This window comes from Microbacterium sp. SLBN-146, assembly GCF_006715145.1.
Lineage (GTDB): Bacteria > Actinomycetota > Actinomycetes > Actinomycetales > Microbacteriaceae > Microbacterium.
The window spans coordinates 1,701,569-1,714,914 of record NZ_VFMR01000001.1; the positions used below are offsets into that span (position 1 = coordinate 1,701,569).

12 protein-coding genes are annotated in these 13,346 nt (G+C 69.2%); 9 read left to right on the forward strand and 3 right to left on the reverse strand.

Features of this window, described 5'->3' with window-relative positions:
- Positions 1 to 34 precede the first annotated feature (34 nt).
- The 7 genes from FBY39_RS07250 to FBY39_RS07280 all read left to right on the forward strand — a co-directional run bounded on the left by FBY39_RS07250 (position 35) and on the right by FBY39_RS07280 (position 6,325).
- Positions 35 to 664, forward strand: coding sequence for a histidine phosphatase family protein (locus tag FBY39_RS07250; protein WP_141931468.1), 630 nt, complete (start codon positions 35 to 37; stop codon positions 662 to 664).
- Positions 661 to 1,275 (forward strand): TlpA disulfide reductase family protein, encoded by a 615-nt coding sequence (locus tag FBY39_RS07255; protein WP_141931470.1) that lies wholly within the window; start codon positions 661 to 663, stop codon positions 1,273 to 1,275. Before FBY39_RS07250 ends, FBY39_RS07255 begins: the two co-directional genes overlap by 4 nt.
- Positions 1,272 to 2,150: a cytochrome c biogenesis CcdA family protein gene (locus FBY39_RS07260; protein WP_141931471.1), complete on the forward strand. Its 879-nt coding sequence runs from the start codon at positions 1,272 to 1,274 to the stop codon at positions 2,148 to 2,150. The genes FBY39_RS07255 and FBY39_RS07260 overlap by 4 nt, the downstream gene beginning before the upstream one ends.
- Positions 2,131 to 3,861: a cytochrome c biogenesis protein ResB gene (locus tag FBY39_RS07265; RefSeq protein ID WP_186336931.1), complete on the forward strand. Its 1,731-nt coding sequence runs from the start codon at positions 2,131 to 2,133 to the stop codon at positions 3,859 to 3,861. Before FBY39_RS07260 ends, FBY39_RS07265 begins: the two co-directional genes overlap by 20 nt.
- Positions 3,862 to 3,870: 9 nt before the next feature.
- Positions 3,871 to 4,935 (forward strand): c-type cytochrome biogenesis protein CcsB, encoded by a 1,065-nt coding sequence (ccsB, locus tag FBY39_RS07270; RefSeq protein WP_141931473.1) that lies wholly within the window; start codon positions 3,871 to 3,873, stop codon positions 4,933 to 4,935.
- Positions 4,936 to 5,154: 219 nt separating this feature from the next.
- On the forward strand, positions 5,155 to 6,090 hold the full coding sequence (locus tag FBY39_RS07275) for an Ltp family lipoprotein (RefSeq protein ID WP_141931475.1): 936 nt from the start codon (positions 5,155 to 5,157) through the stop codon (positions 6,088 to 6,090).
- 46 nt (positions 6,091 to 6,136) lie between these two features.
- A complete protein-coding gene (locus FBY39_RS07280; protein WP_141931477.1) occupies positions 6,137 to 6,325 on the forward strand; it encodes a hypothetical protein in 189 nt (62 codons plus the stop codon).
- Here FBY39_RS07280 and FBY39_RS07285 read toward each other — a convergent pair.
- Entirely contained in the window at positions 6,309 to 6,797 is a 489-nt protein-coding gene (locus tag FBY39_RS07285; protein ID WP_141931480.1) for a hypothetical protein, read from the reverse strand. The two genes, FBY39_RS07280 and FBY39_RS07285, sit on opposite strands and share 17 nt — an antisense overlap.
- A gap of 183 nt (positions 6,798 to 6,980) precedes the next feature.
- Here FBY39_RS07285 and FBY39_RS07290 point away from each other — a divergent pair, with 183 nt between their 5' ends.
- Positions 6,981 to 7,358, forward strand: coding sequence for a hypothetical protein (locus FBY39_RS07290; protein ID WP_141931482.1), 378 nt, complete (start codon positions 6,981 to 6,983; stop codon positions 7,356 to 7,358).
- A gap of 408 nt (positions 7,359 to 7,766) precedes the next feature.
- Here FBY39_RS07290 and FBY39_RS07295 read toward each other — a convergent pair whose 3' ends face one another.
- The gene (locus FBY39_RS07295; protein WP_141931484.1) at positions 7,767 to 9,767 is read right to left on the reverse strand and encodes a YhgE/Pip domain-containing protein; all 2,001 of its coding nucleotides are present in this window, start codon (positions 9,765 to 9,767) and stop codon (positions 7,767 to 7,769) included.
- Complete coding sequence (locus FBY39_RS07300; protein WP_141931486.1) at positions 9,764 to 12,559, reverse strand: efflux RND transporter permease subunit; 2,796 nt, start codon at positions 12,557 to 12,559, stop codon at positions 9,764 to 9,766. The genes FBY39_RS07295 and FBY39_RS07300 overlap by 4 nt, the downstream gene beginning before the upstream one ends.
- Positions 12,560 to 12,706: 147 nt before the next feature.
- On the opposite strand from FBY39_RS07300, the gene FBY39_RS07305 reads away from it, so the two are divergent.
- Positions 12,707 to 13,333 (forward strand): TetR/AcrR family transcriptional regulator, encoded by a 627-nt coding sequence (locus FBY39_RS07305; RefSeq protein ID WP_141931489.1) that lies wholly within the window; start codon positions 12,707 to 12,709, stop codon positions 13,331 to 13,333.
- The last annotated feature ends 13 nt before the right edge of the window (positions 13,334 to 13,346 follow it).

Sequence of the window (13,346 nt, forward strand, 5' to 3'; positions counted from 1 at the left end):
CCGTCCACAGAACGCGCCGCCGTAGACTGGACGCGTGCCCGCCGATCGCCTCCATCTCGTGCGCCACGGAGAGGTCTTCAACCCCGACCGTGTCCTGTACGGGCGGCTCCCCGGGTTCGGACTGAGTGCTGACGGGCGCACGATGGCACGGCAGGCGGCCGAGTACATCCACGGCCTCGAGCGGCCCGTGGCATCCCTCGTCTGCTCCCCGCTTCAGCGTGCGAAGGAGTCGGCGGAACCTTTCACCGAGATCTTCGGGATCGAACCGGTCGTCGATGACCGCGTCATCGAGCCGACCAACGTCTTCGAAGGGCGCCGCATGGCGCGCGCCCTCTTCAACCCGTGGAACTGGCGGCACTTGCGAAAGCCCGCCCTTCCCAGCTGGGGCGAACCGTACGCCGACGTCGTGGGCCGCATGAACGCCGCGATGACGCAGGCGTGGGAGGCCGCGGCATCCGGTGACGTCGTGATCGTGTCGCACCAATTGCCCATTTGGATCACGCACCTCGCGATCGCGGGGGAGTCCCTCCGGCACGACCCTCGACAGCGCCGGTGCGCGCTGTCGAGCGTGACGAGCTTCGAACTCGCCGACGGCACGTGGACCGAGGTCTCGTACATCGAGCCCGCCGCGACCGCCGGGGCCGTGGACGTGGGGGCGGTATGACGCGCACGACTCCCCGCCGCAGGCTGCGGGCCGTGGCATCCGTCCTGCTCTCGCTCTCGCTCGTCGCGACGCTGGCCGCGTGCGCGAACGACCCGCTGGCCGACCAGTATCGCGAAGGCAGCAACAAGGGCTTCATCGAGGGCGACTTCCGGTGGGTGGAGATCCCGCCCGAGGAGCGCACGGATCCCGTCGAGTTCGAGGCGGTGCTCGACACGGGCGGCACCGCGACGACGGCCGACTACCTCGGCGAGGTCTCCGTCGTGAACTTCTGGTACGCCGCGTGCGCACCGTGCCGCGTCGAAGCGCCGTTCCTCGAAGAAGTGCACGAGGAGTATGCCGACGACGGCGTGCAATTCCTGGGGGTGAACCTCTACGACGGCGCTGAGGCGTCGCAGGCGTTCGCCGAGACCTTCGGTGTCACGTATCCGAGCGCGCTCGTGACGGAGGACGGCTCGATCAAGCTCGCCTTCGCGGGTCAGACTCCGCTCGGTGCTGTCCCGTCGACGCTCGTCCTCGACCGTGAGGGGCGCGTCGCCGCGCGCATCATCGGGATGCTCGAGGACGCCTCGATCCTCTCGACGCTCGTGCGCGACGTCATGGACGAATCGTGAACATCGGCGGCATCGTCGCCGACGGCTCGCTCCTCGTCGCCGTCCCCATCGCGGTCCTCGCGGGGCTCATCTCGTTCCTCTCGCCGTGCGTCCTCCCGCTCGTGCCGGGCTACCTCGGGTTCATCGGGGGCGCCGCCACTCCTCGGCCGCCGCGTGCGTCCCGCGCAGCGCTCGCCGGTCGGACGATCCCGCGTTCGTCGGAGGATACGGCCGGAATGCTCCGGCCGGCGACCGATTCTCCGACCGCGACGGTCGCCGAATCGGATGCCGGACCGGATGCCCCGGCCCCGGCTCCGACGCGGGGGCGGCTTCTCGCGGGCGTCCTGCTGTTCATTGCGGGGTTCGCCGTCGTCTTCATGGCGATCAACATCCTCGGTGGCACCCTCGGGGTGTTCCTCGTGCAGTACACCGACCTCATCACGCGCATCCTCGGCGCCGTCGTCATCGTGCTGGGCCTCGTCTTCGTCGGCGCCTTTGGATTCGCGCAGCGGATCGCACGTCCGCAGGTGCGCGGCAACCTCGGCCTCGTCGGCGCCCCACTCCTCGGACTCGCGCTGGGGATCGGGTGGGCGCCCTGCATCGGGCCCACCCTCGCCGTCATCCTGGGCATGTCGTTCGACTCCGCGTCGGCGGGGCGCGGCGCGCTCCTCGGCCTCGCGTACTCGCTCGGTCTCGGCATCCCGTTCGTCCTCATCACGCTCGGCTTCGGCTGGGCCGTGCGATCCGTCGCTTTCGTCCGTCGCCACATCCGCACCGTCAACATCGTCGGCGGCGTCGTGCTCATCGTCCTCGGCATCCTGATGGTCGCGGGCGTCTGGAGCACGTGGATGGCGCAACTCCAGGGGGTGTTCGCCGGTGTCCCGACCCTCCTCTGACGCGCCCGAGACGCTGCGGCCGGCCGACCACGCCGACGCGGCGGTCGAGTCCGACGACGCGATCGTCTCGCCCGCGCTCGGGTTCGTCGGCTGGCTCCGCTGGGGCTGGCGGCAGCTGACCTCGATGCGGACGGCTCTCGTGCTGCTCCTCCTCCTCGCGATCGCCGCCGTCCCCGGGTCGCTCGTGCCGCAGCGGAGCGCCGACCCCAACGGCGTGACGCAGTACTTCGCCGACAACCCCGACCTCGCGCCCGTGCTCGACAACCTGAGCATGTTCGACGTCTACGCCTCGCCGTGGTTCTCGGCCATCTACATCCTGCTGTTCATCTCGCTCATCGGGTGCGTCATCCCCCGCACGAAGCACCACTGGAAGGCGATGCGGTCGCGCCCTCCGCGGACGCCCGCGCGCCTGTCCCGCCTCGACGATCACGTCACCGAGACGCTCGAACTGGCACCCGGCGCAGCTGCGGATGCCGCGGCATCCGTCGCCATCGAGACCGCCGCCGAGCAGTTGAAGAAGGCGGGATACCGCGTCGAGCGCTACGACTCCCGCGGGACGCTGTCGGTGTCGGCCGAGCGCGGCTACCTGCGTGAGACGGGGAACCTCGTCTTCCACGCGTCGCTCATCGGCGTGCTGCTGTCCGTCGGCATCGGCGGCGGCTTCACTTACACGGGGCAGACGGTCATCATCGAGGGCCGGACGTTCGTCAACACGCTCCTCGACTACACGTCCTTCAACCCGGGACGCTTCGTCGACTCCGACGGACTGACGCCGTACGCGCTGACCCTCGACCGCTTCGACGTCACGTACATCCCCGCCGGTGAGCAGGGCGGCGGGCAGGCAGGTGACTTCGTCGCGAACCTCACGACGCAGTACGCCGACGGCGAGACGTCGACGGGTCAGGTGCGGGTCAACCAGCCGCTCGATATGGCGGGCGACCGCGTCTACCTCATGGGCAATGGGTATGCGCCGACGATCACGATCCGAAACGCCGACGGCGACGTCGTCTTCTCGGAGTCGGTGCCGTTCCTGCCTCAGGACACGCAGATGACGTCGCTCGGCGTCATCAAGGTGCCGGATGGGATGCCGGAGCAGCTCGGTCTCACCGCGTTCTTCTACCCGACGCAGGTCGAGCTGTCTTCGGGCGCGTACGCGTCGAGCTACCCCGACCTCGTCTATCCGATGGTGACGCTCGACGTCTATTCGGGAGATCTCGGGATCGACGGTGGAATCCCGCGATCGGTGTACACGCTCGACACGAGCGAGATGACGAAGCTCGCGGGGCGCGAGACGGACACCCCCGCGCTCGAACTGCTGCCGGGTCAGACCGCCGACCTTCCCGACGGACTCGGCACCGTGACGTTCGAGAACGAGGCGCCCGCGGGCGCGAACGACTTCGAGGGCGCCGTCAAGCGGTACGTCTCGCTCTCGATCCATCGGGATGCCGCCGCCACCTGGGTGCTGCTGTTCGCGGTGCTTGCGACGGCGGGCCTCCTCGCGGCGCTCTTCGTGCCTCGGCGCCGCATGTGGGTGAAGGTGTCGGCCGAGGGGTCGTCGCTCAACCTCGAGTACGCAGGACTCGCGCGTGGGGAGGACCCGACGCTGTCGGGTGCCGTCGCTCAGGTGGCCGAACGCCATCGCGCCGAGGTGGCGGAGCGCCTCGACCTTCCCGACTCACCGCCCGCGTCGTCACGACCGACCCGCGCGTAGAATAGCCCCATGCCCGAATCCGCCCCGCTCTCGCTCGATACGGTCTCGGTGCTCCTGGTCTGGACGGCCATCGCGATCTACGCGCTCGCGTTCATCGCGTACGCGGTCGACCTCGCTCGCCGCTCCGCCGCAGCCACCCAGGTGGAGGCTGCGGAGACCCGCGAGCTCGTCGGAGCATCGGCCAAGGGATACGCGGGCATCAACGAGGTGCGGGCGGCTGAAGCCGCGGCATCCCGTGACGTGTCCGGACCCCGCTCCGAACGGCCTCGCCTCGTGTGGGCGCGGATCGGCACGTCGCTGACGGTGCTCGGGTTCCTCTTCCACCTCGCTGCGACCGTGCTGCGCGGCATCGCCGCCGAGCGCGTGCCGTGGGCGAACATGTACGAGTTCGCCATGACGGGCACGCTCCTCATCGTCGCGGTGTACCTCGCCGTGCTGTTCCGCTACGACCTGCGCTTCCTCGGAACGTTCATCACGGGCCTCATCGTCGTGCTTCTCGGCGCCGTCATGGTGGGCGACATCTACGTCCAGGTCGTGCCGCTCATGGACCCCCTCAAGTCGGTCTGGCTCGTCATCCACGTCTTCGTCGCATCGCTCGCGACGGCCCTCTTCGCCCTCGCGTTCGGCCTCTCGATCATGCAGCTGCTGCAGGCGCGCCGGGAGCAGCGGGTGATCGCGGCAGCGGCCGTTGCCGAGGCCGACGGGGCCGCGGCATCCGCCCCCGCTAAGACGGGCCCGGGGTTCCTGCGCACGCTGCCGAGCTCGGAAGCGCTCGAGACGCTCGCGTACCGCTTCGCGATCATCGGGTTCATCTTCTGGACCTTCACCCTCATCGCCGGGTCGATCTGGGCCAACGACGCGTGGGGTCGCTACTGGGGCTTCGACACGAAGGAAGTCTGGACCTTCGTCATCTGGGTTCTCTACGCCGGATACATCCACGCGCGGGCGACGCGCGGCTGGCGTGGATCGCGGTCGGCTTGGCTGTCGATCATCGGATTCACGGCGGTCCTGTTCAACTTCACGATCGTGAACATGTTCTTCAAGGGCCTCCACGCCTACAGCGGCCTCAGCTGAGCCCACGCGGTTTTCCCTGCGGCCGCAGACACCTGATGCCGGATTCTGTGATCGGCACTGGTGGATGTTGCGGGTGCCCGCTACGGTGATCTGACGCACGCGGGAGTGCAGATCCGACTCGTGAAGGGTAGGTCGCGCATTCGTTGGGGAACGAACCCGGGTGCGACGACTGGGGGACGAGTCTTGGGGCCCTCGGCGATTCAACGAAGGGGAACTCCTATGACCACTCCCAACGACGGGCAACCGATCTACCCGGCCGGGTGGTACGCCGATGTCAACATGCCGGGCACCGAACGCTGGTACGACGGAACTGCCTGGACCGCGCATGTGCGTCCCGCCGCACCTCGGGTGGCTCCTGAGGTCCCGCTCCCCGCAGCAGGAGCGGATCAGTCGATGCCGACGCAGACGAGCTCGCTCGCTCATCCCGTTCTCGACTCAGAGTCGGCGGACGTCCCCTCTACGCTCCCCTGGTACAAGCGCAAGGGAATCGTCATCCCGGCAGGAATCGCCGCCGGCATCATCGTGATCATCGGCGTCTCCGGCGCTCTTGCGGGTGGCGGAGACGAGGACATCGTCGCGATCGCCGAAAGGACCGCTGCATCCCAACCGCAGGTTGAGGAAGTCGTCGAGGAAGACACGGTGGTCATGGTGGCCGTGCCTAGCGTGGTCGGGATGACCGGCACGGACGCGCAAGCAGCTCTTTCCGCGCTCGGCTTCCGGGTTGACGTGGCGGGCGAAGACCTGACGATGCCTGTCACAGCTCAGGATGTCGCGGCGGGCGCGGACGCTGAAGAAGGATCGACGGTGACGATCACCCTCCAAGAGAAGCCGAAGCTCACACTGGGTCAGGAGAACGCGATTCGCTCAGCGGAGCAATACCTGAGCTTCATGGGTTTTAGCCGGGTCGGCCTCTTTGAGCAGTTGACCAGTGAGTACGGGGAGGGTTTCGCCGCCGAGGACGCTGAGTTCGCTATCGCAACGCTCGAACAGGGCGGCAGAGTCGACTGGAACGCCGAGGCCGCCCAGTCCGCACAGTCCTATCTCGACACGATGGCATTCAGCCGCGACGGATTGTTCCAGCAGCTCACAAGTGAGTACGGCGAAGGCTTCACTGCCGACCAAGCCAATGCGGGGCTCGCCGCAGTGGGCTACTGATCGAACATGGTGAACGACGGCTCTCCGCGGGAGGTCTGAATTCGGGATGGATGACGCGCAAAGGTCGGCGATCTCACGCCACATCGAGGAGCTCAGTCTCGCTCGCGATGAGGCACTCCAGCGCTGGGCCTTCTCTCCTCGCGGTGCCACGGCCGGCGCCATGATGCGCGACCAGATCGACGCCATCGATGCCGAGATCGGCGCGCGCCGACTCCTCCTCATGAAGTCCGGGTGAGGTCGTGCGCTTCATCGTGAGTGGTGCCGACCGCGGAAGCCTCGTGCTCGCTCACGCGCTCACGGACCACGCCGCCGTCGTCGTCGACAAGCGGGGAGTCGCGAGGCGAGCCGGGACGAGGCCACCGCAGCCGAACTCTCGCGACTCCGCGCCATGAAGGTGAGCCACGCACTCTCGTCCTCACCTGCAGAATCCGGACGGGCTTCGTGCGCCGCTCGTCATTCAGCGGCGTGAAGACCTCGCTCTGACGAAGGTGGAAGCTGAGATCGCCGAGCGACCCATCGAGGCATCCGCGAGAGAACTCCCTCGTGAGAAGGAAGGCCCGCACGAGGAGTTCTCCGAACTTCCGGGCAGGCTCGCGTTCCTCCATGCCCAGACGGCGCCGGACGTCGTCCTCCTCGGCATCGAGTTCTTCCGTGTGCCACGATGCGCCGAGGCCCGTGAAGCGGAGGCTCCTCTTGGTGATCTCCATGCGTTGGTCGGCGATCTCGTCGAGGCGCTGTCGCAGACGATGCTCGTCCGAGGCGTCGGGCGGGTCTGGATCGTCGGTCGGAACTGTGCCACAGAACCAGGATCGGGGCTGGGCGCGCAACCACGGGGATGCTGCCTCGCCGGATGCGTGACCGTCAGCCGGCGCTTGCGTAGAGTCGTGGCCATGAGTGCAGTGTCCACGCAGAGCAGGATCGTGCCGGTCACGCGTCGGCGCATCAGCCGCGGGCTCGTTCTCGTCCTGGGCGTCATCGTCGTTCCGTTCGCTCTCAGTGCCGCGCTGAACAGCTACGGAGCGCTCACGGTCGACGGAGCCCTCCGGATGGCGTACGCCACGGTCGCGGGGCAGACGATCGCGATCTTGAGTGCGATCGCGGCGGTCGTCCTGACAATCACTCAGCGGCGCCCATGGCCTTCGCTCGTGTTCTTCCTCGTCGTCGGAGCATTCATCACGGTCGCGGCGCTCAGCACGATGGGGTCCGCCGGCGACCTCCTCCTCACCCGCCTCGACCTGATCGCGGACGTTGACCGGATGAACGGCTAGCAGCGCCTCCCCGCGGCATCCTCCCCAACCAGCGAAAAGACCCGAACTGCTCATCTCCGCCGAGATTTCGGGAAGTTCGAATCTTCTCGAAAGGGGTGCTCGCCGGGGGAGGGCCGAGCCCTCTCCGCCGAGAAGACCCAAACTGCGGGCTGGGGGTCTGATTTCCCGCAGTTCGGGTCTTCTCGCTTGGCGTGCTTACCCGCAGGCATCGGGGACGGGACCGGTCGAGGTCAGTGTCCCTCCATCGAAAAGACCCGAACTGCGCGAATCCTCAGCGGATCGCAGCAGTTCGGGTCTTCTCGGCACTCAAGCGCCGGCCACCGGCGGAAGGGGCCTCGGCGCCGGGGGTGGGCGCCGAGGCCGGGGGAAGGCGCCGGGGGAGGGCGCCGGGACCGGGGAGCCTTGCCGTCAGGCGGTGGCGGGAGCCGCCTTCAGGATGGCGCGGGCTGTCGTCGTGCGGCGGCGGGCGACCGCGAGGATCGTGGCACCGAACGCGAGAAGCGTCCAGATCACGAGGCCCGCGACGGCGGCGCCACCGCCGGTCGCCGACGTGAGGGCCGCGACCATGCCGTGGTAGGCCGGCGACGTCGGGAGGAGCGACGCGAGACTCGCCAGCACACCCGGCACGGTCGAGACGATCCCGGTCGCGACGGCGAGCACACCCACGAGGGCGGCGATCCAGCGTCCTGCGCCGCCGAACACCGCGACGAGCGCCTGGTTGACGGCAGCGAACGCGATTCCCGCGACCACCGCGACTCCCGCGAAGCCCCACCACTGGCCCCAGTCATAGGATGCCGCGACCTGGACGACACCCGCGACGAGAAGTCCCTGCGCGGCACCGAGAGCGGCGGCCGGGAGGAACGACCGCAGCGCGAGCGCGAACGACGGCTCGCGCGCGGCGAGGGCGCGTCGCGAGACGGCCTGGAGCGCCACGAACGTTCCGAGACCGCCGAACCACAACGCAAGCATCGCGAGGAGGGGGATCGCCGACGCTCCGAAGAGCGACGTGCCGACGCCATCCGTCTCGACGGGGTTCGCGACGACGTCGGCGAGGCTCGACGCCTCCGCGTCCGTGTACGTCGGGATCTCGTCGACAGCGGTGGACAGACCGGATGCCAGTTCGCCCGTGCCGTCGGCGAGCTGCTGCACGCCGTCGGCGAGCGACACAGCTCCCGCGCCGGCCTCGTCGAGGCCGCCCGCGAGCTGCGAGGCACCCGAGGCGAGCTCGCCCGCACCGGCCGCCGACTGGTCGGCACCCGTCGCGAGCTGCGCGACGCCGCTCCCGAGCGACGCGACGTTCGCGCCGATCGTGCGGAACTGGTCGGCGATCTGCGTCGGCGCCTGCTGCGCGAGCTGCGTGATCCCCGTCGCCGTCCCCTGCGTGAGGGTCACGGCGCCGGGGTTCGAGGCCGTGCCGTTGCCCGACAGGATGACAGACGCGGTCCCGGCCGACAGAGCAGCCTCGCCGAGCTGCGCGCAGAAGTCCTCCGACTGCGTGCACGATGCGGCAAGCGTCTGGAGCGTCGCAGCGGCGGCGGCCGCGTTCTGCGCCGCGAGTCCCGTCGCCGTCGCAGCGCCGTTCGCGGCCTGCGTGAGCTGCGCGGGAACGATTCCCGTCGCCTCGAGCTCCGCAGCGCCCTGGTTCACGCCCGCCGCGAGCTGGTTGGCTCCGGATGCCGCCTGCCGGGCACCGCCCGCGAGGCTTCCCAGCCCCGACTGCAGCTGCGAGGCGCCCGACGCGAGGCCCGAGGCGCCGCTCGAGAGCTGCGGGAATCCGTCGGCGAGCTGCGTCGCGCCGTCCGCGGCGGATCCCGCGCCGTCGGCGAGCTCCGACGCGCCCGAGGCTGCCTCGCCGAGCTGGTCGCCGAGCGTCGTGAAGCCCAGGAAGACGTTCTCGAGGTAGACCGACGAGAGCTGTTCACCCATGACGGATGCCGCGGCCGTGGCGACCTGCGCCGTGATGGCGTCGTCGACGATGAGGCTGTCGGGCGGCGTCTGTACTTCGATCGTCGCGCGTTCGGGCGTCTCGCCCGGGCGGGTCGACGTCGCGGCGGCGGAGAAGTTCGACGGGATCGTGATGACGGCAGCGTACGTGCCGTCCTCGAGGCCCTCGGCGGCGTCGTCGGCGTTCGAGATCGTCCAGTCGAGGTTCGACGGAAGGTCGTCCGACCCCTCGACGAGGCCCGCCGTGAGCTGACGACCGAGCGGAACCTGCTGGCCGTCGATCGTGACCGCTTCGTCCTCGTTCACGATCGCGGCCTTGACCCCGTCGAGTCGTTCGACCGGGTTGTAGAGAGCGGCGACGAGGATCCCGCCGATGACGACGGGGAGGAGCAGCACGCCGACGAGGGTCAGCCACGTGACGGGGCGCCGCGAGCGGGCGCGTTCGATGGTGGGTGTCGTGGTCATGAGGTCACCTCGGTGGCGTGGGTCGAGCGGATACCGGCTCGAAGGGGAAGCGAAGAGATGTCGGGACGGTGTGCATCGGCGAGCACAGCGAGAGCGCGTCCTTCCGACTGGGCCGTCGCGACGATGGTCAGGGGGCGGTCGTCCCGCGTGTGCCGGGCGGTCGTCGCGTCGCGGAGGACGGCGGCGACCTGGTCGCGCTCGGCGGCGTCGAGCATGTCGAGACCGTCGATCACGAGGATGCCGGGACGCCCGCGGAGCGCGCGGCGAAGATCGCGCACGGGCTCGTCGGAGCCGGCGAAGAGCGCGACGCCGACGTGGGCCCTCACCCACGCCGCGCGTCCGGGCAGCAGGTGCCCAGCCACGCGAAGGAGCCCGTCGCTCGGCGTCAGACGTCCCGCGACGGCGAGCGCGAACGCCGTCCCCGCGCGGGGGTCGCCCGTCGCGACGAGCGTGCCGCCGGGTTCGATGCGGAAGCTCGCGTCCTGGAACAGGTCGACCTCGCCCGCGTCACCTCCCGCCTCGGCGCGGACGGTGAGACTCTCCGCGACGACGGCGGCCGTCGTCTGGGGCTCGGGCCACTCGGCGAGTGCGAGCTCGCGCTCGACCGCTTCGCCCTCGATGTCGAAGTGGGGGAGCAGTCGATCGAGCCATCGTGGCATCCACCACGCTTTTTCGCCCAGGAGCGCCATGAGCGCGGGGATGAGTGTCATGCGCACGAGGAAGGCGTCGACGGCGATGCCGACGGCGAGTCCCAGCGCGATCGGTTTGATCGACGAATCGCCTTCCGGCACGAACGCGGCGAAGACGGCGAACATGATGAGCGCGGCAGCCGTCACGACGCGGGCCGACGCCGTGAAGCCCGAGCGCACGGCGCCGACGGCGGTCAGGCGGTCAGCCCGGCCCTTGCGAGCGCGAGACGCGTGGACGTAGTCCTCCCGCATGCGCGAGACGAGGAACACCTGATAGTCCATCGCGAGTCCGAAGAGCACGCCCATGAGGACGATCGGCATGAAGCTGATGACAGGACCCACGCGGGCGATGTGGAGGAGGTCGGCGAACCAGCCCCACTCGAAGACGGCCGCGACGACACCGAAGGCCGCGAGGACGGACAGCAAGTATCCGAGCGCCGCGGTCAGGGGGACCGCGATCGAGCGGAAGACGATCATCAGGAGGATGAACGACAAGCCGACGACGAAGATGCCGAAGGGGAGGAGCGCCGCACCGAGTCGGTCGGAGATGTCGATCCCGACGGCCGTGAATCCGGTCACGATGAGGTCGATCCCGTACTCGTCGGCGAGCTCGGGCGCCAGGGCGCGGAGATCGCGGACGAGCTGCGCCGTCTCGGGGGAGTCGGGGGCGGTGTCGGGGATGATCTGGATGATGCCCGTGTCGGCCGTCTCGTTGGGGGTCGCGAGCGCGATCTCCTTGACGCCCGGCACCTTCTCGACCTCGGCTGCGAGATCCTCCATGAGTCCGAGGGGGTCGGTCGACGTGACGATCGTGCCCGTCATGATGAGGGGGCCGTTGAAGCCCGGACCGAACTCTTCGGCAGCGAGGTCGTAGCTGATGCGGGCGGGCGACGACTCGGGTTGCACGCCGGCGTTCGGGAGCGCGAGGGCGAGGCTCGACGCGGGGATCGCGAGCACGCCGAGTCCGACGACGACGGCGATCGTCGTGACGACGGGATGCCGCGTGACGCCGCCGACCCAGCGCGCGGCGAAACCGCGGCGCGGACGCGTGCGCGTCTTCGCGGGCCGAGCCTTCGGCATCCGTCCGACGACGCGGCCCTTGACGAAGCCGAGGAGTGCCGGGGTCAGCGTGATGGCGACCGCGACGGCGAGGGCGACGGCGACGGAGGCCGCGACTCCCATCGTCGTGAGGAAGGGGATGTTCGCGAACCCGAGTCCGATGAGGGCGATGAGCACCGTGACGCCGGCGAAGACGACGGCGGATCCTGCCGTGCCCGTCGCCCGGGCGACGGACTCTTCGGGTTCCATCCCTCCGCGCACTTGATCCTGATGTCGCGCGGCGATGAAGAGGGCGTAGTCGATGCCGACCGCGAGCCCCAGCATGAGGGCGAGGAGCGGCGTCGTCGAGGAGATCGAAGCGAACGCGGTCGCGAGCAGGATGAGCGCCATCGACAGACCGACGCCGATGATGGCGGTCGCGAGCGGGAGGCCCGCGACGAGGAACGAGCGGAACGTCACCATCAGAACGACGAGGGCGATCAGGATGCCGAGGAGCTCCGTCACCGTGAGGCCGGGCACCGAGGTCGAGAAGAGGTCGCCGCCGAGGGCGACCTGCGCGCCGGCGGGGAGGGCTTCTTGCAGGCTGTCGGACACGGCGCTCAGGGAGTCCTTCGCTTCGTCCGAGACGTCGGTGGCCTGTCCGTCGAACTGCAGGCGGATGATGGCGGCGTTCTCGTCGTCGTTGACGAGTCCCGTGACGAGCTCGTCGAACGGGTCGGTCACGCCGAGGACCCCGTCGATGTCTTCGAGGTCGGCGACGGCGTCGTCGATGGCACCGCGGTAGGGCTCGTCGACGACGAGATCACCCTCGTCCGCGACGACGACGATCTGCGCGGAGGTTCCGCTCACTTGCGGGAAGGTACGGTTCAGCTGTTCGAGCCCCGCCTGCGACTCGGTGCCGGGGATCGAGAAGGTGTTGTCGGTGCCCTGGCTGAAGAGTCCGGCGCTCGCGCCGGCGATCCCGAGGACGAGGATCCAGGAGACGAGCACGCGCCACGGGTGCCGATACGACCAACGTCCGAGCGAGTACAGAAGGGTGGACACAGCGCCTCCGCGATTTCGGGTCGATCAGTTCGTCGGTCAGATTTCGATACAGCGCTGTATCCGATGCATGAGTGTATCGTAGAGGCCGCGAGCGTCGCGAACCTGAACGGTCCGTGTGTATCCCAAAATGGGGAAAGGGGGTAGCTCATGAGCGAGAGCGTCATCGTGACGTCGAAGCGACGAGAGGCGACGCGTCAGAAGCTCCTCGACGCCGCTGCCCAGGTCTTCGCCGAGGTCGGTCTCGACGCGGCATCCGTCGAGGCCATCTGCGAGCGCGCGGGCTTCACACGCGGCGCCTTCTACTCGAACTTCGAGACGAAGGACGAGCTCATGCTCGCCCTGACCGAACGCACTGCCGAGGAGAAGATCGAGCTCGTCACGGAGCGCATCCAAGCCCTTCGCGCGACGGGCGAGCAGTTCTCTCCCGCCGAACTCGTCCAGCGCGTGCTCGATGTCGCGATGGACGAGAAGATGGGGATCCTCCTCACGAGCGAGATCCGCACGCGCGCGCTGCGCGACCCCGCCCTCGCTCAGGCCTACCTCGCGTGGCAGGCCGGCCTCATCGAGCGCGTCGCCGCCGTCATCGAGGAGCTCGGCCGCACCTATCGCCTGTCGCCGCGGCTTCCCGCGCGCGATTTCGCGCAGCTGATTCTGCAGCAGTGGGAGGACACGTCCGCCTACGCCGTGATGGCGGGACTCGACACCGATGCCCTGTGCACCCTCGCGAACGAGCGCACGGCCCAGCTCGCGATCGCGCTCGTCGACCCGGCGTGAACAGCGGCACTTC